24 protein-coding genes are annotated in these 20,210 nt (G+C 42.0%); 14 read left to right on the top strand and 10 right to left on the bottom strand.

Annotated features, from left to right (window positions below; genetic code table 11):
* Positions 1 to 37 precede the first annotated feature (37 nt).
* Both SLU01_RS13355 and vrrA read right to left on the bottom strand, forming a co-directional pair.
* Complete coding sequence (locus tag SLU01_RS13355; RefSeq protein ID WP_147059149.1) at positions 38 to 1,018, bottom strand: 4-hydroxy-3-methylbut-2-enyl diphosphate reductase; 981 nt, start codon at positions 1,016 to 1,018, stop codon at positions 38 to 40.
* 66 nt (positions 1,019 to 1,084) lie between these two features.
* The gene (gene vrrA, locus SLU01_RS13360) at positions 1,085 to 1,537 is read right to left on the bottom strand and encodes a VrrA/YqfQ family protein (RefSeq protein WP_147059151.1); all 453 of its coding nucleotides are present in this window, start codon (positions 1,535 to 1,537) and stop codon (positions 1,085 to 1,087) included.
* A 112-nt stretch (positions 1,538 to 1,649) separates the two neighbouring features.
* Here vrrA and SLU01_RS13365 point away from each other — a divergent pair, with 112 nt between their 5' ends.
* Both SLU01_RS13365 and SLU01_RS13370 read left to right on the top strand, forming a co-directional pair.
* Positions 1,650 to 2,951 (top strand): DEAD/DEAH box helicase, encoded by a 1,302-nt coding sequence (locus SLU01_RS13365; RefSeq protein WP_147059153.1) that lies wholly within the window; start codon positions 1,650 to 1,652, stop codon positions 2,949 to 2,951.
* Positions 2,941 to 3,846 (top strand): deoxyribonuclease IV, encoded by a 906-nt coding sequence (locus tag SLU01_RS13370; RefSeq protein ID WP_147059155.1) that lies wholly within the window; start codon positions 2,941 to 2,943, stop codon positions 3,844 to 3,846. The genes SLU01_RS13365 and SLU01_RS13370 overlap by 11 nt, the downstream gene beginning before the upstream one ends.
* A 44-nt stretch (positions 3,847 to 3,890) precedes the next feature.
* Here SLU01_RS13370 and SLU01_RS13375 read toward each other — a convergent pair whose 3' ends face one another.
* Positions 3,891 to 4,136 (bottom strand): hypothetical protein, encoded by a 246-nt coding sequence (locus tag SLU01_RS13375; protein ID WP_147059157.1) that lies wholly within the window; start codon positions 4,134 to 4,136, stop codon positions 3,891 to 3,893.
* A 110-nt stretch (positions 4,137 to 4,246) separates the two neighbouring features.
* Here SLU01_RS13375 and SLU01_RS13380 point away from each other — a divergent pair, with 110 nt between their 5' ends.
* Genes SLU01_RS13380 through SLU01_RS13390 form a run of 3 tightly spaced genes read left to right on the top strand, consistent with a single transcriptional unit; the run spans position 4,247 to position 6,293 of the window.
* On the top strand, positions 4,247 to 5,017 hold the full coding sequence (locus tag SLU01_RS13380; RefSeq protein WP_147059159.1) for a metal ABC transporter ATP-binding protein: 771 nt from the start codon (positions 4,247 to 4,249) through the stop codon (positions 5,015 to 5,017).
* Positions 5,014 to 5,880, top strand: coding sequence for a metal ABC transporter permease (locus SLU01_RS13385; RefSeq protein WP_147059161.1), 867 nt, complete (start codon positions 5,014 to 5,016; stop codon positions 5,878 to 5,880). Before SLU01_RS13380 ends, SLU01_RS13385 begins: the two co-directional genes overlap by 4 nt.
* Entirely contained in the window at positions 5,877 to 6,293 is a 417-nt protein-coding gene (locus tag SLU01_RS13390; RefSeq protein WP_147059163.1) for a Fur family transcriptional regulator, read from the top strand. The genes SLU01_RS13385 and SLU01_RS13390 overlap by 4 nt, the downstream gene beginning before the upstream one ends.
* 40 nt (positions 6,294 to 6,333) lie before the next feature.
* Here the strand turns inward: SLU01_RS13390 and SLU01_RS13395 are convergent, their stop codons facing one another.
* From SLU01_RS13395 to SLU01_RS13410, 4 genes are all read right to left on the bottom strand, one after another.
* Positions 6,334 to 6,918: a 5' nucleotidase, NT5C type gene (locus SLU01_RS13395; RefSeq protein WP_147059165.1), complete on the bottom strand. Its 585-nt coding sequence runs from the start codon at positions 6,916 to 6,918 to the stop codon at positions 6,334 to 6,336.
* A complete protein-coding gene (gene ispG / locus SLU01_RS13400) occupies positions 6,915 to 8,039 on the bottom strand; it encodes a flavodoxin-dependent (E)-4-hydroxy-3-methylbut-2-enyl-diphosphate synthase (RefSeq protein ID WP_147059167.1) in 1,125 nt (374 codons plus the stop codon). Before ispG ends, SLU01_RS13395 begins: the two co-directional genes overlap by 4 nt.
* Positions 8,040 to 8,128: 89 nt before the next feature.
* The gene (gene yqfZ, locus SLU01_RS13405) at positions 8,129 to 8,455 is read right to left on the bottom strand and encodes a protein YqfZ (protein ID WP_147059168.1); all 327 of its coding nucleotides are present in this window, start codon (positions 8,453 to 8,455) and stop codon (positions 8,129 to 8,131) included.
* A 45-nt stretch (positions 8,456 to 8,500) separates the two neighbouring features.
* Complete coding sequence (locus SLU01_RS13410) at positions 8,501 to 9,004, bottom strand: DUF1189 family protein (protein WP_147059170.1); 504 nt, start codon at positions 9,002 to 9,004, stop codon at positions 8,501 to 8,503.
* Between the two features lie 198 nt (positions 9,005 to 9,202).
* On the opposite strand from SLU01_RS13410, the gene SLU01_RS13415 reads away from it, so the two are divergent.
* From SLU01_RS13415 to SLU01_RS13430, 4 genes are all read left to right on the top strand, one after another.
* Positions 9,203 to 10,834 (top strand): Na/Pi cotransporter family protein, encoded by a 1,632-nt coding sequence (locus tag SLU01_RS13415; protein ID WP_147059172.1) that lies wholly within the window; start codon positions 9,203 to 9,205, stop codon positions 10,832 to 10,834.
* 15 nt (positions 10,835 to 10,849) lie between these two features.
* The gene (locus SLU01_RS13420; RefSeq protein ID WP_147059174.1) at positions 10,850 to 11,335 is read left to right on the top strand and encodes a DUF456 domain-containing protein; all 486 of its coding nucleotides are present in this window, start codon (positions 10,850 to 10,852) and stop codon (positions 11,333 to 11,335) included.
* A gap of 326 nt (positions 11,336 to 11,661) precedes the next feature.
* Entirely contained in the window at positions 11,662 to 12,264 is a 603-nt protein-coding gene (sodA, locus tag SLU01_RS13425) for a superoxide dismutase SodA (protein ID WP_147059176.1), read from the top strand.
* A gap of 105 nt (positions 12,265 to 12,369) precedes the next feature.
* The gene (locus SLU01_RS13430) at positions 12,370 to 14,553 is read left to right on the top strand and encodes a peptidoglycan D,D-transpeptidase FtsI family protein (protein ID WP_147059178.1); all 2,184 of its coding nucleotides are present in this window, start codon (positions 12,370 to 12,372) and stop codon (positions 14,551 to 14,553) included.
* A gap of 54 nt (positions 14,554 to 14,607) precedes the next feature.
* Here the strand turns inward: SLU01_RS13430 and SLU01_RS13435 are convergent, their stop codons facing one another.
* Both SLU01_RS13435 and SLU01_RS13440 read right to left on the bottom strand, forming a co-directional pair.
* A complete protein-coding gene (locus SLU01_RS13435) occupies positions 14,608 to 15,096 on the bottom strand; it encodes an endolytic transglycosylase MltG (protein ID WP_147059180.1) in 489 nt (162 codons plus the stop codon).
* On the bottom strand, positions 15,093 to 15,449 hold the full coding sequence (locus SLU01_RS13440; RefSeq protein ID WP_147059182.1) for a hypothetical protein: 357 nt from the start codon (positions 15,447 to 15,449) through the stop codon (positions 15,093 to 15,095). The genes SLU01_RS13435 and SLU01_RS13440 overlap by 4 nt, the downstream gene beginning before the upstream one ends.
* A gap of 175 nt (positions 15,450 to 15,624) precedes the next feature.
* On the opposite strand from SLU01_RS13440, the gene rpmG reads away from it, so the two are divergent.
* The 5 genes from rpmG (at position 15,625) to SLU01_RS13465 (ending at position 19,881) form a co-directional block, all read left to right on the top strand.
* Positions 15,625 to 15,774: a 50S ribosomal protein L33 gene (gene rpmG, locus SLU01_RS13445; RefSeq protein WP_060210366.1), complete on the top strand. Its 150-nt coding sequence runs from the start codon at positions 15,625 to 15,627 to the stop codon at positions 15,772 to 15,774.
* 60 nt (positions 15,775 to 15,834) lie between these two features.
* Positions 15,835 to 16,416: a 5-formyltetrahydrofolate cyclo-ligase gene (locus SLU01_RS13450; RefSeq protein ID WP_147059184.1), complete on the top strand. Its 582-nt coding sequence runs from the start codon at positions 15,835 to 15,837 to the stop codon at positions 16,414 to 16,416.
* Positions 16,413 to 16,607, top strand: a complete 195-nt coding sequence (locus SLU01_RS13455; RefSeq protein ID WP_147059186.1) for a YqgQ family protein — start codon at positions 16,413 to 16,415, stop codon at positions 16,605 to 16,607. The genes SLU01_RS13450 and SLU01_RS13455 overlap by 4 nt, the downstream gene beginning before the upstream one ends.
* 123 nt (positions 16,608 to 16,730) lie before the next feature.
* On the top strand, positions 16,731 to 18,623 hold the full coding sequence (locus tag SLU01_RS13460; RefSeq protein WP_147059188.1) for an LTA synthase family protein: 1,893 nt from the start codon (positions 16,731 to 16,733) through the stop codon (positions 18,621 to 18,623).
* 163 nt (positions 18,624 to 18,786) lie between these two features.
* Positions 18,787 to 19,881, top strand: a complete 1,095-nt coding sequence (locus tag SLU01_RS13465) for a YqgU-like beta propeller domain-containing protein (RefSeq protein WP_147059190.1) — start codon at positions 18,787 to 18,789, stop codon at positions 19,879 to 19,881.
* A gap of 53 nt (positions 19,882 to 19,934) precedes the next feature.
* Here SLU01_RS13465 and SLU01_RS13470 read toward each other — a convergent pair whose 3' ends face one another.
* Positions 19,935 to 20,123 (bottom strand): DUF2759 domain-containing protein, encoded by a 189-nt coding sequence (locus tag SLU01_RS13470; RefSeq protein ID WP_147059192.1) that lies wholly within the window; start codon positions 20,121 to 20,123, stop codon positions 19,935 to 19,937.
* Positions 20,124 to 20,210 lie beyond the last annotated feature (87 nt).

A 20,210-nucleotide genomic window follows, 5' to 3' on the forward strand; every position in this document is an offset into this window, starting at 1 on the left:
TGGCTAAAACTCAGCATGGACAGCACTTTTAGTTTAGTTATTCAGTGATCGCATATGGTTCGATTCGTTCGACTGGAGTAGGATTCTTGATTTTTGGCAGGATTTTCTCCAATTTGAATTTACGTTCCGGCATGTGGGTCGATGGATCCTCAGGATCAAAGCTTTCCAGGAAACCGATCACTTCACGAACAACGATTGTCGGAGTAGAGGCCCCGGCAGTGACCGCAACTGTTTCTACTCCTTCAAGCCATTTAATATCAATTTCTGACACATCTGAAATACGATACGAAGGTGTATTGGCGATTTCTACAGAAACCTGTGTCAAACGGTTGGAGTTATTGCTTTTCGGATCACCGACAACGATTAACAGGTCCGCTTCGCCGGCTTGTTCCGCCACGGCTTCTTGTCTTACTTGAGTAGCCATGCAAATTTCTTTATGCACTTCAATATGTGGGAATTTCTCTTTCAGTGCATCCATAATGTGGACGACATCCCATTGGCTCATCGTCGTCTGATTTGTAACGAGCAGCTTTTTATTGTCCAGCTTTAGGCCGTCAACGTCGTCGAGCGTTTCAATCAGATGGACAGCGTGAGGAGCTACGCCGATTGCTCCTTCAGGTTCAGGGTGATATTTCTTACCGATATAAATGATATCGTAACCCTCTGCTGTTTTTTCTTCGATCAAATCATGGGTTACCGTCACATCAGGGCAGGTTGCATCAATGGAAACTAAACCTTTCCGGCGTGCCAGCTCCCTCACTTCAGGGGAAACGCCGTGCGCCGTAAAGATGACAGTGCCTGTTTCTACTTTCTCCAGGATATCCAATCGGTTTTTCCCGTCCAATGTAATGATGCCGTCCTCTTCAAATGCGTCTGTGACGTGTTTATTATGCACAATCATGCCCAATATATAAATAGGTCTCGGCAATGTTTTGTCGAGCGCTGCATTTCTTGCTATAACCATTGCATCGACAACCCCGTAACAATAGCCACGCGGGGAAATCTTCTTTACTATCATTCGTTCCTCACTCCTCAAAAAGGGTTCTATGATCTATTATAGCGGAGTCAGGCACTGGTTTCAAAATTATAAATTAGGTGGTTGAAAAATTCTTGGACTTGACGAGCCGACAGGAGGATTTGGTGGCCCTGCCGGAGCGGTGCGCGGAACTGCAGCTGCTGCGCTTCCGCTAGCTGCTGCGCCGCCTGCGGAAGGAAGTGATTGGAAGCCTTTATATAATCTCCACATTGCAGGCAGATTTTGGAACATTGGCGCGATTTGTTGGACGAGGGGGGCATATTGTTGTGCAGTGTTTAAAAAACGGTTGGCGGTTTGCATATACGCTTCCATCTTGGAAGTATTCGGCGCCTGCCCAGGCATGGATTGCGGTCCAAACGGATTTCCCATTGGAGACCCTTGAAAAGGTTGTCTCGGCGGCTGGGCGAAGTTCGGCTGTGGCCGTTGGCTGTAAATCGGTTGCCTCATTTGAAACGGCGAGGCTTGCGTCCGTGCAAATGGATAGAAGGATTCGTATCTCATTGTTAACCCCTTTCATTTGGTCATTGTAAACTTTCACAATATATACTATGCCAAAATCACATACGGCGGAACGGAATCGTGCTACAATAGGAATACGTTAGGAGGCATATGAATGTCTAAATTCACTGATTATCAATTCAAACCGTTTCTTCGAGAAGCGATTGGTCGACTAGGTTTCGAACAACCGACCCCTATACAAAAAGAGATGATTCCTTTAATACTGAAAGGTGCCAATGCAATCGGACAGGCCCATACAGGGACAGGGAAATCACATAGTTTTCTCATACCAATTTTACAACGTTTGGATGAAACGAAAGATGAGCTGCAAGCCGTCATAACGGCTCCTACTCGGGAGCTTGCTATGCAACTGTACGAAGAACTAAATAAGATGATTGAAAACACTATGATCCGTAGCTCGATCCTTATTGGGGGGACCGATAAGCAACGGTCTATCGATAAGCTAAAATCGAATCCACACATCGTAGTAGGGACTCCCGGCAGGATTCGGGATCTAGCGGAAAATGGTGCTTTGGCAATCCATACTGCGTCCATTTTAGTGATCGATGAAGCGGATCTTGCTTTTGACATGGGATTCATTGAGGATATCGATCAATTCGCGTCAAAAATGCCTACGAACCTGGAAATGTATGTTTTTTCAGCGACAATTCCTGAAAAGCTTAAACCATTTTTATCAAAATACATGGATAGCCCGGTACACGTGCAAATCGGTAATAAAAAACCATTGACGGAAGGAATGCAATATTCCTTAGTACCGGTACGAAGCATGGACCGTAAGAAAAAGCTGTTGCATGTTTTACATGCCATCAATCCTTATTTAGCGATTGTCTTCACGAACACAAAGCAGAATGCTGATGAAATTGCCAATTATCTTGCGAACCACGGCATAAAAGCCGGTAGGATCCATGGTGACCTTTCACCGCGTGAACGAACTCGGATGATGAAGCAAATCCGTGATCTTGAATATCAGTATATCGTAGCAACGGATTTAGCGGCGCGAGGCATCGACATTCCAGGGGTCAGCCATGTCATCAATTATGAGCTCCCTGATGATTTGGAATTCTTCATCCACCGTGTCGGTCGAACTGCAAGAGCGGGTCTGGAAGGAATCGCTATTACAATGTATGAACCTTCCGAGGACGACAAAATCGTCCAAATCGAAAAGATGGGTATTCCGTTTATTCATGAAGACGTGAAAAACGGCGAATGGATTGAAGTGAAGGAACGGAATGCTCGAAAGAAACGTGTCAAAGAAGTTGATGAGTTAGATCGCAAAGCTGTCTCATATGTTCGTAAACCCGATAAAGTCAAACCGGGCTATAAAAAGAAAATGACGAAAGAAATAGAGAAGTTCAAGAAAAGGGAAAGGAGATTGAAACGTAAAAATGGCAAATGATCAACCATTATTAATAGGTTCACACGTCTCTATGAGCGGAAAGAAAATGCTTCTTGGTTCGAGTGAAGAGGCATTAGGCTACGGGGCGACCACTTTCATGATTTATACGGGAGCTCCACAAAACACGCGAAGGAAACCGATTGAAGAATTGAATATAGAACTGGGCCGTAAGCATATGGAAGAGAATGGATTATCCAATATAGTCGTACACGCCCCTTACATCATCAATATCGGTAATACGACGAAGCCTGAAACATTCAGATTAGGTGTAGATTTCCTTCAGCAGGAGATTCAAAGAACTGCAGCACTAGGAGCCGATCAAATCGTCCTTCACCCTGGCGCCCATGTAGGTGCAGGTGCTGACCTTGGCATTGCTAAAATCATTGAAGGATTGAACGAAGTCCTTTCCGAAGATTCGACTGTGCGGATTGCACTTGAAACGATGGCGGGTAAGGGTAGCGAATGTGGAAGGAATTTCGACGAAATCGCCAAGATCATTGACGGGGTTAAGAACAATGAACGCCTCTCGGTCTGTTTCGATACATGCCACGTCCACGATGCTGGCTATGATATCGTCAATGACTTTGACGGAGTGTTAGATGAATTCGACCGGATTGTAGGTAAAGACCGAATCTCAGTCATTCACGTGAATGACAGTAAAAATGAGCGGGGTGCAATGAAAGACCGCCATGAAAACATAGGGCATGGCCATATCGGCTTTGAACCGCTCAGCTATATTGTTCATCATCCAGAATTCATGTCGATCCCTAAAATCCTTGAAACCCCATTTGTCGGCAACGATTCGAAAAACAAAAAGGCACCTTATCAATATGAAATCGAAATGTTGAAAGCTAAAGCCTTTCAACCCGAACGACGTGAACTTTTGTTAGTGTGAAAAAATGCCCCGTCAATTGCATCATGCAATTGGCAGGGCGTTTTTTAAATCATATCTAAATACTGGCGGAATAGTTCCTCGCCTTTTTTTTCACCGACAGCAGACTTCACTTTAGCAATGAAGCTTTCTGGAACACCGGTAAATAGCCAATGAAAGGAAATCTCGTCTATTAAGGGTCTCAAAGCCCTTATTTCTTGTACAGATAAATTAATCCCGTATGAATCCGCTAAAACTTTCGCTTCATGGTCGCTTTTCATTTTTATATCATTCAATAGTTGAAGGTAATCCAAAATTCACCATTCCTTCTCAAATAGTTGTGACCCGCCGCCAATTCATATATACTTTTACTAGTAATCGTAATCGTTCCTGTTTACCCGGAAATATAGAAAGGATTTTTAATTTGGAAAAAACAATTATAGAATGTGATAATGTCAGCTTTCATTATGAGCATTCGACTGTACTTGAAGACATTTCCCTAGAAGTAAAGGAAGGGGAGTTCTGGGCGCTGATCGGTCCGAATGGCTCCGGTAAATCTACATTGATCAATATTATTCTAGGTCTCTTAAAGCCTGATCAAGGAAATATAAAGCTGTTTGGACAAAATATAGATTCGTTCAAACAGAGGGAAAGGATTGGCTACGTTTCCCAAAAATCGAACTCCTTCAATTCAGGATTCCCGGCCACAGTACTTGAGGTTGTGAAAAGTGGTCTTGCCAGAAAAATTGGCCTGTTCAAATCGTTTACAAAACATGATGAGCAAAAGGCGATGGATGCATTGCGCGTCGTCAAGATGGATGATTTCGCAAACAAAAATATCGGTGAACTATCCGGTGGGCAGCAACAGCGTGTCTTCATCGCAAGAGCCTTGGTTGGCGAACCGGACTTATTGATCATGGATGAACCGACTGTAGGAATCGATCAGAAAAATGTTGCTTCGTTCTATTCTATGCTTAATGCTTTAAATCGTGAGCACGGCATTGCAATTTTACTAGTTACACATGAGGTCGATCTAGTGACGGAGCTTGCGACACATGTAGCTTGTTTGAATCGATCCATTCACTTCCATGGGAACCGATCAGATTATAAAAAGATGAATGATGCTGATATTTCGGCATGGTATGGTCATCCTGTCCGGCGTGTCCATCAAGACGAGAAGGAGGGACAACGATGATCAGCGCTCTATTTACTTATGAATTTTTACAAAATGCATTTTTATCCGGCCTGATCATCGGTATCATCGCTCCGTTGTTAGGATTGTTCATTGTCGTAAGAAGACTGGCGCTCATTGCGGACGCCTTAAGCCATGTAGCGCTTGCTGGAATTGCAGGAAGCCTTTACTTGAGCCAATCGGTGTTATTCTTCTCTGCATTGAATCCGGTCTATTTAGGAATGGCGGCAGCGGTAGGTGGTTCGCTATTGATTGAAAAGCTGAGAGGTACATATAAGCATTTCGAGGAGCTTGCGATACCGATCATTCTTTCAACGGGAATCGGTTTTGGCGCGATTTTCATCTCAATGGCAAAAGGGTTCGGGGCAGACCTTGTCGGTTATTTGTTTGGATCCGTGTCTGCTGTCAGCAGACAGGATTTATGGATCATTATAATTATCGCAATCGTTGTCATTGCTTTCATCCGATCTTTCTATAAAGAACTTTTTGCTTTATCTTTTGATAAGGAATATGCAAAAGTATCCGGCATTAACGGCAAGGTGATCCAGGCAGTTTTCATGATCATTACAGCTCTTGTTATTGGTGCATCAATGCGTATCGTCGGAATTTTGCTCGTATCATCGCTAATGACCATTCCTGTTGCCGCAGCGATTCAGCTCGCTAAAAGCTTTAAAGGGGCGATGCTCTACTCAATACTCATCGGTGAGCTTTCGGTCATTGTCGGCTTGTTTGTTGCGTATCATCTTGATATTGCTCCGGGGGGGACAATCGTAATCACTTCAATTATCATCTTATTGTTTGTGTTAGGATGGAATAAAGTGAAAGGTAGCTATCATTCCCGGAAGGTAAAGGGGGACTTTGCATGACACTCGATGAAGCATGGAGAATTTTGCAGGGACGTCAATTTAAACGGACAAAAAATAGGGAAACGATATTAGAGTTTTTCTCAGAGAATGACCGATATTTGACTGCCATGGAAGTTCGGAATTTCATGATAGAAGATAATCCTGGTATTAGTTTTGATACGATATATCGAAATTTAACGACATTTTCAGAGCTTGGTATTTTGGAAGAGACCGAATTGAATGGGGAGCGTCATTTCCGTATGCAATGTGATCATGGGGTACATCACCATCACTTCATCTGCACAGCTTGCGGTAAGACGAGGAATATCCCACATTGCCCGATGGAATCGGTTTCTGTGAATTTACAAGGATATGAAGTCGAAGGACATAAATTTGAAATCTACGGTAAATGTCCGGTTTGCGTCGAACAATAAAAAGGAGTAAGACCTCAACTTCGGGGTCTTACTCCTTTTTTTAATTCACTTTTTCTTCTATTGGAAATAATTTGTTGATCCATTCGTTGGCTTCTTGCCAGTTGGTTACTCTTATAACCCCGTTTGGAATCGGCTCTCGGTTATAAGGAGTGTCGAATAATATGACGGGAATATTCAATTCTTCATGGATGCCAACAGCATTATCATGCTTATCTTCAAAGAAAGCATCGACTTCAAATTTCTTTGCAGTCTCGATCTTGTGATGGCTGCCAATGAGCTCGATATGATCGTAGGGGATTTCTTCCCGTTCAAACCATTGAACTGTGCAATCCAAAACATTTTGCCCACGGGCAGAAATGTAAAACAACTCAAAGCGTTGTTGCCATTCGGATAGAATCATTTTCGCGTATTCCTGAGCAGGAGAAGTTTCATAAATAAGCTCTTCGGCTGACCGATACCATTCATAAAACTCTTCTTCTTGAACAGGGAAAGCTTTCGTCAAATCGTATTCTTTGATATCATCCAAAGCCAAATTGCAGCCAAACTGTTTATTGATATGTGGGAGTAAAGACGTTGGACAAGTGACTGTCCCGTCAATATCAATCCCGAGACGGATTTCCCTCATTCAGCAGTCCCGCTTTGCAAAAGGAGCTCTTCTTGGCGTTTTTTTTCGAAATATTCTTCCGCTAACTTGTCGATTTCAATTTTTAACTCTTCGACCATTGTTGCTTCCGGGACTTTCCGGACTGTTTTCCCTTTCATGAAGAGAAGTCCTTCACCACGAGCGCCTGCGATGCCGATATCGGCTTCTCTCGCTTCTCCCGGCCCATTTACAGCGCAACCAAGTACTGCTACTTTCAATGGTGCCTTAATTGTTGAGATGTACTCTTCAACTTCATTGGCGATTGAGATCAAATCGATTTCGATACGGCCGCAAGTAGGGCAGGAGATAAGTGTAGCCGCATTGGATGAGAGTCCGAACACTTTCAATAATTCACGGGCCACTTTCACTTCCTGGACAGGATCTGCGCTCAATGAAACACGAAGTGTATTCCCGATACCTGCAGAAAGCAATGTACCTAAGCCTGCAGCACTCTTGATGGATCCTGCAAATAACGTGCCGGATTCCGTAATTCCAAGATGTAAAGGATAATCAAAAGCAGCAGCTGCTTTCTTATAGGCTTCAACAGCAAGATTCACATCTGAAGCTTTTAATGAAACGATAATATCGTGAAAATCTAAATCTTCCAGTATTTTAATATGATGCAAGGCACTTTCGACCATTCCATCTGCCGTTGGGTAGCCATACTTTTTCAAAATATGTTTTTCAAGAGAACCGGCATTGACACCGATCCGGATAGGAATGCCTTTTGCTTTCGCTGCTTTGACGACTTCTTCGACTTTTTCTTTACGGCCGATATTTCCGGGATTAATACGGATTTTATCAGCGCCTTGCTCAATCGCGATTAACGCAAGTTTATAGTCAAAATGGATGTCTACTACGAGCGGAATATTGATACGAGCTTTAATGGCTCCGATCGAATAGGCTGCACGCTCATCGGGGCAAGCTACCCGGACGATTTGACAACCCGCTTCTTCTAATCGCAAAATTTCAGCGACGGTCGCTTCTACGTCATGTGTTTTTGTTGTTGCCATACTTTGGATGAACAGCTCGTCGCTACCGCCAATCGTTAAATTACCGACACGTACGGGACGTGTTTTAGATCTGTGTATCATTTCACTCATGGATTTTTCTCTCCTTAAAAAACTCGTAACTAGTTTCTATTTTAGCAATCAATCGGATGAAAAGACAAGGGACAGAGCTCATTTTATCCTTAATCGCAATTATTTTGAATAGATTTTGATAGCGGAAGCTGGATGGATAGACCACCTACGAGCTCTTGGTTTCGAAGATGGGGGTTGAGGGAATAAAAATTAGATAATCGCTCAACAAATGTCGACTCGGCATCAGGGTACATGGAAAACAGTGTTTCAATCGTATCCCCTTCAATTGTTGTCACTTGAATGACTTTCATAGTCGTTTCGGTGCAAGGGGTTTCATCCCCGAAAAAAGCGGCAAGAGGGATTGTCCCATCTAACAAATCAACCCGGATAATATGGATAGCAAGAAAAAGAATGACAGCTATGAATAAAGTACGCATGAAAATCCCTCCCTTCGACACTATATGCGTGAGAAGGGAAAGTATTCATTTGGCTGCTTTTGGATAATACTTGAGAGCGAAGGCCACATATCCGATATGCACAATGGACGTCACAACTGTACCGAAAGTTTCGAGGATCGGGAAGAAATCAAGAATGATTGTTATCAATAATGGAACAGTAATCGCAATTGCGGTTGTCCTCCATAAAAAGCGGTATTCAACACGTCTTTTCATTATATTGCCGATAATCATGCCGATGGCAGCAAAAATACTGATGCGGACAAATACGTAAAACGTCGAAATGACGAATTGGAAAATGAACGCCATCGGATAAATAAGCCCGCCTATCGTCTTGCTGTAATCGGCCAATTCAGCTGAAGCCTCAAAAAGATCGGCATCGCCAAGTGAAAAACGGATGAATGAAATTGTAGTCATCACCAATACGAATAAAAAAGCATAGCGGAAGACCCTTCCTATTGGAAGTAACCTGAATGCCGCAAGTTTTTTTGGCTCATGTATTGCTGCCAGGAACAGTTGTTGAAACTTCACAGCAAGACCTCCTTTGTATAAACAGTCTATCATTTCCTGTCAGTGAAAGTATGGATTTGAATTTCGACAGAATCATGACTTTTTCAAATGCTATTGTTAAGGGAATGTAAAGATTAGCCCACTTCTATTTACAATTCCTTAATACTGCCAACATAATAAGATTGAAAATACATAAGCATGATGGAGGTAGACTGAGTAATGGAAGTCAATTGGCAGGAAATGCTCTTTCAATTTGTAGGGGGCTTAGGGATTTTCCTTTTCGCCATTAAATATATGGGGGATGGCCTTCAAAAGGCGGCAGGTGATCGGCTTCGGACGATATTGGACCGATTCACTACAAATCCTTTCATGGGAGTGCTCGTCGGTATCATTGTGACCGTGCTCATCCAATCCAGTTCCGGTACGACCGTAATTACTGTAGGATTGGTCAGTGCCGGGTTCATGACGCTACGTCAGGCGATCGGCGTCATCATGGGTGCCAATATCGGTACAACGATTACAGCTTTCATTATCGGACTGGACGTGGGGGCATATGCATTGCCAATCATGGCAGTAGGTGCTTTCCTCATCTTCTTCATGAGAAAAAATTCTGTGAAAAACATCGGAGAAGTCATTTTCGGCTTCGGTGGCTTATTCCTTGGCCTTGAGCTGATGAGTGATGGGATGAAACCGCTTAGTACCCTTTCTGCTTTTTCCGATTTTACGGTAGTGATGGCTGATCACCCTTTATTAGGCGTAGTAGCGGGAACTGTATTTACTCTTATCGTTCAAAGCTCTAGTGCCACTGTAGGGATCTTACAAGGGCTATATGCGGAGAATCTCATCCCTTTGCAGGCTGCATTACCAGTCCTTTTCGGAGACAATATCGGCACAACAATTACAGCGATTCTCGCTGCGATTGGAGCATCTGTAGCAGCAAGAAGAGCTGCAGCGACACATGTTTTGTTCAATATTGTTGGTACGATCGTGTTCATGATATTCCTTTATCCATTCACTTTATATGTTGAATGGATTGCCGGTATTTTAAACTTGGAAAGTAAAATGCAGATTGCATTTGCCCACGGGACTTTTAACGTCTTAAATACTGTCATGCAATTCCCGCTTATTGGAGCATGGGCATTATTTGTGACTAAGATTATACCGGGCAAAGATGTGACCATTGAGTACAAACCGAAACACTTGGATCCGAACTTCATTAATCAATCTCCAGCCGTTGCAATCGGACAAGCAAAAGAGGAAATCATTCGGATGGGTGATTTCGCCGTCCAAGGATTGCAGGAGACGTATGAATATTTGAAGACGAGCAATAAACGAAATGCTGAAACTGCTTACCAAATTGAAGATGCTATCAATAATCTTGATAGAAAGATCACGGATTATCTAGTAGATATTTCAGCGGTGAATATTTCTCCGATCGAATCGGCGAGACATGTCATGTTGATGGATACGGTACGTGATATTGAACGGATTGGCGACCATTTTGAGAACATTATCGAATTGATCGATTTCCGGGAAGTGAACCGTGTGAAGTTGACGGAAGACGCAATGGATGATTTAAGGGAAATGTTTACATTGACGATTGGCACAGTTGACAAGGCAATTCGCTCGCTCGACATGAATGATATTGAATTGGCGAAGACAGTCGCTGAACAAGAAGATTTGATCGATAAAATGGAACGTAAGTTTAGAAAAAACCATATTGTCCGTTTGAACGGTGGACAATGCTCTGCCCAGGCAGGTATCGTGTTTGTCGATATCGTCTCCAACTTGGAACGGATCGGTGACCATGCAGTGAACATCGCTGAGGCGATTTTAGGGAAGAGAGTGTAAAGGAGGCGGAAGGGCTTGGAAATCATTGGTTGGATAGTGGCCATCATGATGTTTATTGTTGCGTTTGTCGGATTGGTCTACCCAATCATCCCTTCCGTGCTTTTCATTGTGGCTGGCTTTTTACTGTATGGATGGATCGTCTCTTTCGAAGAGATGAATTGGTTGTTTTGGATTATCCAAATCCTATTTGTCATTTTATTGTTTGGAGCTGACACGTTAGCGAATGTAGTCGGTGTAAAGCGATTTGGTGGTTCAAAGGCGGGCATGTGGGGAAGCACCATCGGCTTGCTGATCGGCCCTTTTGTAATCCCTGTGGCTGGAATTCTGCTAGGTCCATTTATTGGTGCTGTACTTGCAGAATTGCTGATTACGCGCTCGGACTTAAAACAATCCTTGAAGTCAGGTATCGGCTCCCTAGTAGGTTTCTTTACGTCAGTGGCTGCCAAAGGTGCAATAATGCTGCTCATGATTGCTATTTTTGTCTTCTTTGTTGTCGTCTAGCTTCGGTCGCTAGCTGCTCGGGTCATAAGCCAGGCCTGCTGTACGGCAAAAAGCGCCGTTTCGCATGCCTGTCTTATGCCTGTCGCAGCTGGGCGAGCGCCCTCCGCTTTTGTTATCGTCTAGCTTCGGGCGGCAGCCTCTCGGGTCACTTCGGTCTTAAAGAAAAGGCAAAGAGCGCCTTTTTTTTAAGCCCTCCAGTGCCTGTCGAGGCTTAACGCCACTCTCCGCTTTTGTTGTGTAGTTCATATATATTGATTGACCAATCCAATTTTGATAATGTTTATAGTGTAGGATAAATTATGAATCAATCGAGGAGGAATGGACAAATGGCTTACAAATTACCAGAATTACCATACGCATACGATGCGCTGGAGCCTCACATCGACAAAGAAACGATGAACATCCACCACACGAAACATCACAACACTTATGTGACGAACGTGAATAATGCATTGGAAGGGCATGACGATTTGGCTTCCAAATCTGTCGAAGAACTTATTTCCAATTTGGATGCTGTACCTGAAAACATTCGTACAGCTGTCCGCAATAACGGTGGCGGACATGCGAACCACACATTCTTCTGGAACACCCTATCACCAAACGGCGGAGGAAATCCAACTGGAGCGCTTGCTGAAGCGATTGATAAGAAATTCGGTAGCTTTGACGCATTCAAAGAGGAGTTTGCTAAAGCGGCTGCAACTCGTTTCGGTTCAGGCTGGGCTTGGCTCGTGTCAAACAACGGTGAGCTTGAAATCATGTCGACTCCAAACCAAGATTCTCCTTTGATGGAAGGCAAAACTCCAATCTTAGGACTTGACGTTTGGGAACATGCGTACTACTTAAACTACCAAAACAGACGTCCTGATTACGTTTCTGCATTCTGGAACGTAGTAAACTGGGAAGAAGTCTCAAAAAACTTTGGTAAATAATTATTAAATATGCAACCAAGCATACATCCTGTTCGTCAGGGTGTATGCTTTTTAAATTTAGAATGCTATAATTCAATTTGGACTAATAAAGTAAGGGGAATATAAATGAAAAAGCCGATGCGTAAAGTGGACCAAGCAAAAATCCGTCAACGGAAACATATTGCCTTCAGGATGAACCTTCTTTTCTTTTCGATTTTCATCCTATTTTCAATGCTGATTTTCAGGCTTGGATACTTGCAGATCGTCAAAGGCGAAGATTATACGAGATTGTTGGAGCAGAAAGAGGAAATTGCAGTTAATACAAGCGTTCCGCGCGGTAGAATCTATGATCGCACGGGAAAAATCCTAGTAGATAATAAACCGATGAATGCCATCACATATACGAAGGCAACATCTACAACGGCAATGGAAATGTACGATATCGCCGAAGAGCTTTCGAAATTGATTGAACAGGATACAAAAAGGGTGACAATTGGCGATAAGCGGGATTTTTGGATTTTGTTGAATCCTGACGAAGCAAAAGCAAAAGTCAGTGCCGAAGAGATAAGTGAAATAGGCGAAGATGGAACGAAATCAAAACAGGATATCCAGCGTGAAGTGAACAAGCTGACGCGGGAAAGAGTCACCGATGATGAATTGAATTCATTTTCCGACCATGAGCTTGAAGTGCTTGCAATCTATCGGGAAATGATGTCAGGATATGCCTATTCTCCGCAAATTATAAAAAGCGGAAATGTAACAGAAGAGGAATTTGCCGCGGTATCAGAACGGCTGAGCGATTTTGAAGGAGTCAACACGACGACTGATTGGGATCGCGTGAAGTTTTCCGATAGCACCATTCTCGGCACGATGACGAGTCCGATTGAAGGGCTTCCGCTCACACATCTGGATTATTATTTGGCAAGGGATTATTCACGTAATGACCGTATCGGTCGAAGCTATTTTGAGCAATATTATGAGGAGCTTTTAAAAGGTCAGAAGACGATCGTGAAAAATGTGAAAGACCGCACAGGGCGTGTCATCGAGACAAAAACGGTTCGGGAAGGTGAGCCGGGCAAAGATCTTGTTCTGTCGGTGGATAGTGAACTACAGGAATCATTAGAAAAACTTCTTTCCGATAAGCTGCTGGAGTTAAAGAAAAACTCTACATCTGGTTTATTGGACCGCGCATTTCTTGTCATGATGGATCCTAATAATGGTGAAGTGCTTTCCCTTATAGGGAAAAGACTAGTGAAGGACGAGGACTCCGGTAGATGGGAAGTACGTGACTATGCTTATGGAACTTTCACATCGGCTTATGAAGTCGGATCCACAATAAAGCTTGCGACTGTATTGGCAGGCTATAGTGAAGGGGTATTATCGGTCGGCGACGTAAAAATTGATGAGCCGATTTATATTGCAGGCTCTAATCCGAAGCGCTCTCTCTTCAACCAGAATGGGCGATATGCAATTAGTGACATCCAGGCACTCGGAAGGTCTTCCAACGTTTATATGTTCCGTATTGCAATGTCGCTCGGAAATGCGGTATATAGACCGCATATGCCCCTTCCTATCGATGTGAAAGGATTTGACCGTCTGCGAAATGCATATGCCTCCTTCGGGCTAGGCGTGAAGACAGAAATCGATTTGCCTGGTGAATATTCAGGGCAAATTGGTAATGATGTAGATAAGGGTAAACTTTTGGACTTCGCGATAGGGCAGTATGATACGTATACGCCATTGCAGCTCGCACAATATGTGTCAACGGTCGCAAATGGCGGATACAGAGTCGCTCCGAAGATTCTGAAAGAAATCCGTGAGCCGTCCAGTGATGGTGAAACGCTAGGCGCTTTGCTGCAGGAGACGGAAGTGAAAGTATTGAACCGTATTAATAATACAGAAGCAGAAATTGAACAAGTGAAAAAAGGGATGAACTATGTATATTACGGGCCAAACGGAACAGCGCCTAATCTTTTCAATGGTGCCTCGTATACGGCAGCAGGTAAAACAGGAACTGCCCAATCGTCATATTATGGAGATGATCGGAGCAAGTATGGCATGGCATCCGTCAACTTGACACATGTTGGTTTTGCTCCAGCTGATGAGCCTGAAGTAGCCTATGCTCTCGTCATTCCTTATGCTTCTACTGATCGCGGCCATTATCCGAGCAGGGATGCGAACAAGCTAGTAAGGGAAGCACTTGATATTTATTTCGATTTGAAAGACAAGCGGGATAAAGTTAACCAAGTTGAGACGACGGATCATGAAATCGGTCGTAATAATGACACGAAAACCAATGAGGAAGAATAATAAAAAGCTGCCATACCGATTAAATCGATATAGGCAGCTTCCTTTTTTATGTTCTTATTTTGTGTTAGTAATAATACGAGCAATTTTCTGAATGTCCATCGTTGTATCAACTTCATGTTCACCGATTTGAATACGTCCGGCTAAGCCATTTTCCATTAAATAGGCTTCAAGGTCTTTTGCGTTTTCAATAATCCCAGCTTTTTCAAGTTTCTCGGCTACGCTCGTGGAATTAGACCCTGATTCGATTGATAGAATTATTTTGGTTATTGGCTCAGAAGTTTGTTGTTCTTTTTCAGATTTCTCATCATTCTCGTTTACATTGGAATCTGTTTTTTCTTTCGCTTCTGTTTCTCGGGAGGTCGATGTTGCCGTTTGAGCAATTGCCAATTCTTCTTTCACTTTATCTAACTCTGTTTGTAACTCGTCCAATTGCGTTTTGTAAGATTGTGAATCGGTGTTGGTGTCCGCAGAATCCGTGAAATACAAAATACCACCTGCCAGGATGCATCCAATCCCGACTCCTCTTAAAATATCTTTTATCATAACGATACCCCGCGAGATTTCAAAACGGAAATGACTTCCTGGTCAGACAGTGACGAACGCTTAGCAATTTCTTGGATTGAATAACCTTGTGCTTGTAAGGAAAGAATTTGGTTAACGATGATTTCATGTACCGGCTTTGATTTTTTTTGTTGGCTGCCAACAAGTGGGCCAGTGCCAATCATCAATTCCTCTTCTACAGTCTTTAATCTTTTTTTCAATTGGTTCGTTTCCTGATGCAGGCTGATCGAGATATTTTCTATCTCATCCTCGTGACTTCGTGAAGAATTGCCGAAAAAGAATGAAAGTACAATGAAAATGATGCCGATAATTAATAAAATTAATGGTATATCCACTTGAATACGCCTCCGGGAATAGATTACTTTGTTCCCATAGTATCATATGTATATTACGAATGTAATTTGAAACTTTCTTCTTTACATACACGTGTGATATGATACAATTAAAAAGTCGTATAAATCATGCTCATATTTTTTAATTTATATTGCCGAATGAGTGGGAGGGACAACAATGCGCGTAAATATTACACTTGCTTGCACAGAATGTGGAGAGCGTAATTATATTACAAAGAAAAACAAGCGTAACAATCCGGAACGTCTTGAAATGAAAAAATATTGCTCACGTGAAAAGAAACAAACTTTGCACCGTGAAACGAAATAATTGCTCATGCCAAAACCTTCACGGGTTTTGGTTTTTTATTTCAAGATTGGGGGAATACTGATGAGTAAATTGTCGCTTCGAAATGAAACGTTAACGATGATGAAAAGTATGAAACGAGCTGATCATGCTAATCAATCAGCTGCAATTATGGAACAGCTAATTGCCTCAAAAGAATATACAACAGCACGAACAATCGGTATTACGATTTCGCGTTTTCCTGAAGTCGATACGCGTATGTTAATTGAGACCGCTTGGAAATCCGGCAAACAAATTGCCGTACCTAAGTGCATTCCTTCAACAAGAGAAATGGATTTCCGGATCATAACATCATTCGAAGATCTAGAAACAGTATATATGGATTTACTGGAACCTGCTATTGAGCGCACAGAAACAATCGAAAAAAAACAAATCGACCTTCAAGTCGTACCAGGCGTCGTTTTTTCTAAAGAAGGCTACAGAATTGGCTTTGGCGGCGGTTATTATGACAGGTATTTGACCGACTTTCCTGGTACTTGCATTTCATTGGCTTTTGACATCCAGACAGGGAAGACGGTTCCGATTGAAGAACATGACATCCCAGTCGATATGATCATTACGGAAAATGAAGTCATACAATGCCGAAAAATACGTGATGAAAAATGACGGATTATTATAGTGTCCTGCAACTTCTTAAACGATTTGGCATCTTTATTTATACAGGGGATAGAAAAACGGACATTGAACTGATGATGTCCGAGGTGAAAGAACTCTTTGATAATGGGTTGATTATGAAAGAGGATTATATAAAGGCTCAAATGGTTTTAAAGAAGAAATTGAATGAGATTGAAAATTAGAAATACATTTTCAATGGCGGATTATGAAACTTTTTAATGTCTCGTCCGTCTATTATGTGTAGTGCATGTACAAATGATAGGGTGAATTTACAATTAGATTCAACTATGAAAGGAAGATTAAGAATGAAGAAAGTAACTTGGCCCAAACATTCCGTACTCGGCATTGCCATTGTCGCTACTTGGCTAACAACCTATATAGGCTATATATCTAGCTTTAATATGAAAATTGATAACATGATGCAAGAATTCATTCTATTCATCAACCCACTAAGTTTTCTGTTATTCATATACGGTATTGCACTTTTCATAAAGAGTACGAAACGTCGTAACATATATATTTTTTCTGTCAGTTTGATTACATCTATCATCATGTTCAGCAATGCGGTTTTCTACCGATTTTTCAGCGACTTTATAACATTGCCTTTATTATTCCAGACAAATAATTTCGGGGATTTATCCTCTTCTGTCGTCGCAAATATCCATGTATGGGACATTTTCTTTTTCTCTGATGTCATTATCATTGCATTAGCTTTGAAATTCATAAACGAAAGAGAAAGTGTCTTAAGCCAACGCAGTATCGGCCGTAAACTATACTTTGTAGTCACTGCCACAATACTAATGGTGAACTTAGGATTAGCGGAAGCGCAAAGACCACAATTGCTTACAAGGAGCTTTGACAGGGAGCTCCTCGTTAAAAACATCGGAACATACAATTATCATATTTATGATTTTTTCATCCAATCAAAAACACATGCACAACGAGCACTTGCTGACGGTAGTGAGCTCTCTGAGGTCGCTAACTACGTCAATGCGAACTATGCAGAACCAGATCCTGAAATGTTCGGAGTTGCAAAAGGCCGCAACGTCATTTTTGTTTCATTGGAGTCCTTGCAAAACTTTGTCATTAATAATGAGATGAATGGATATGAAATTTCTCCATTCCTGAACGAATTAACACGAGATCCGGATACATTCTATTTCGATAACTTCTATCATCAGACCGGATTGGGAAAAACATCCGACTCGGAATTCATCATGGAAAATTCCTTGTATGGACGAAATGGCGGTGCTGTCTTCTTCACGAACAGCGGGAATACATTCAACTCCATGTCTGAGAAGCTTGGAGACAATGGCTACTTTACGAGCGTGATGCATGCCAATAACCGAAGCTTCTGGAACCGGGATATTATGTACCAAGCGTTAGGAATTCAAAAGTTCTATGACGTGGAAAGCTATGAAATCGGGGAAGGGCAAGCGGTTAACTGGGGTATGAAGGACATTCCTTTCCTTGAACAATCAGTAGAATTGATGAAAGAAATGCCACAGCCTTTTTCGACTCGTGTAATTACTTTAACAAATCACCATCCATTCGATTTGGATGAGGAAGATATGATTATCCCGCAATATGATTCAAACTCGAAAACGTTGAATAAGTATTTCCAAACTGTCCGTTATATGGATGAAGCTATAAAAATCTTCTTTGATGACTTGAAGGAAAGTGGTATCTATGACAATTCAATCATCGTCATGTATGGAGATCACTATGGCATTTCAGAAAACCATAATAAAGCGATGGGCATGTATATGGATAAGGAAATTACACCGTTTGACGATGTAGAATTACAGAAAGTGCCTTTCTTCATCCATATCCCAGGATACGGTGAAGGGAAAACTTCAAATGAACTTTCAGGTCAAATGGATATCAGACCAACCGTTCTACATTTACTGGGCATCGATACGAAAGAAGACATGCAAATGGGAGCAGATGTATTTTCACCTGACCATGAGCCGTTCGTTATTTTCAGAGACGGTCGTCTTGTGACAGAAAATAATATTTACGCACATGATGTATGTTACGATATCCAAACCGGGGAAGTAGAAACGGATGAAGAAGCTTGTGAGCCTTATATTGAACGCGCCACAACTGAACTTGGCTATTCCGATTTAATCATCAATGGCGACTTGCTCCGATTCTCGGAGGAAGACGGGGAAGAGTCGAAGGTTGAGATGCATTAATATCGACTAAGTCTGCACGGGTTCACTTACCGTGCAGATTTTTTTATTGGATAGAGGCTAAGTAAAGCTCTATTAAAACATCATGTGCAAAGCGCTTTCCATTGCTTGGAATGGAAAGCAGCTGACTTGTTAGTATAATTTGAAAGAGAAAGGAGGGGACGCGATGAAAAAAATTATTCTTTTGCTTTTTTTATTACTAATCATTTCAGGATGTTCGGAAAAAGAAGAGCCTTCCTTTGTGCAGCCGGATACAGAACCGGAACCATCGATTGAAAAGCAAAAGGAGGAACCGCCTTTTGAAATGCTAAAAGTAAACCCCTCCACCTTTCATTTCATCGCCGATTGGCTTTCAGATACTGAACTTTTATATGTTGAAAAAAACGGCGGTCTGTATCAAGTGAAATCCTTTAATATTGAGACGGGTGAAATAAAACAAATCTATGAAGATTCATCATTTATTACTGATGTCTATGTTCATCCATCACTAAACTATTTACTAATACATACGAGTGAACAATCTGATTCGGCAATTATTAAAGTGATTTCCACGGATGGATCATTACAGCATCAGGTGGAAATTGAGTCGACTGAGCTATCCATTGAGTGGAATGAATTAGACCCGGAGAAGATTTTATTCACAGCATTTCATGAAGACTGGTCTTATGATTTATTTGTCTTTGATGGACATACTGAAAACCTTTCGATCATTGAATTGGAAGATCCTTTCCCTAAGTGGTCCGGCGAAAACGGAATTGCCTATATGCTTTTTCCTGACCATCCGCTTGAAGGCGGGGATATGCAAATTTATAATTTAGATACTGGCTCATCGGTTTCTTTTGTAGAGAAGGATGTTATTTACTTTGATACGTTTAAAGATACGTTATTCATCGTCCAAGCTCTGCAGCCGGATCTCTTCATGTATTCGATTAGGAATGATAAAGGTACGATATTATCCAGTTGGGACATGCCTGCCGTTAGTAATTATTCGGAATGGGTAATTCCAGACGTTGAATGGACGAATGAAGGGCAGTTTCTTTACAAAGGCGCTCGCCAAACTGGCCAGTTGGATGAAATTGGATCGAATTTTAACTTATACCGACACGAAGCAGAAAGCTCCGAACTGATTATGGAAGGACTGGAAGCAGAGCCGTTCAAATGTTCCCCTTCGGGTAATCGCTGTTTAAATGGTTATACTTTTGATGAGTTGATAGAGGTTGATTCTGGAGAAAAGCGAAAGTGGATTCAATTGAACGAATGAAAAAACATCCGCTGCAATTATGCAGTGGATGTTTTTTGGTACGCCATTTCTAATTAATGTAGAGTTGCTGGGTATCCTTGGAATACAAGTGTTGCAATTGTAAAACCGCCAAAGATGACAGCAGAAGCAAGATTGAAGACTATGCTTAAAATATTGCGCTCTTTGAAGCCTTGTACAGTACCGACGACAGAAAGAATCGCAACTAGGCCGAAGATCACCATTAGAATGATACTCGTGTTCATGTGGAAGACACTCCTTTCAAGTAGAAAAAAAATGAATGCCGATTTAGCAATATTCCTTCTCTATTGTACTGTTTAATAAACTTTTTG

It is taken from the genome of Sporosarcina luteola, assembly GCF_007991495.1.
Lineage (GTDB): Bacteria > Bacillota > Bacilli > Bacillales_A > Planococcaceae > Sporosarcina > Sporosarcina luteola.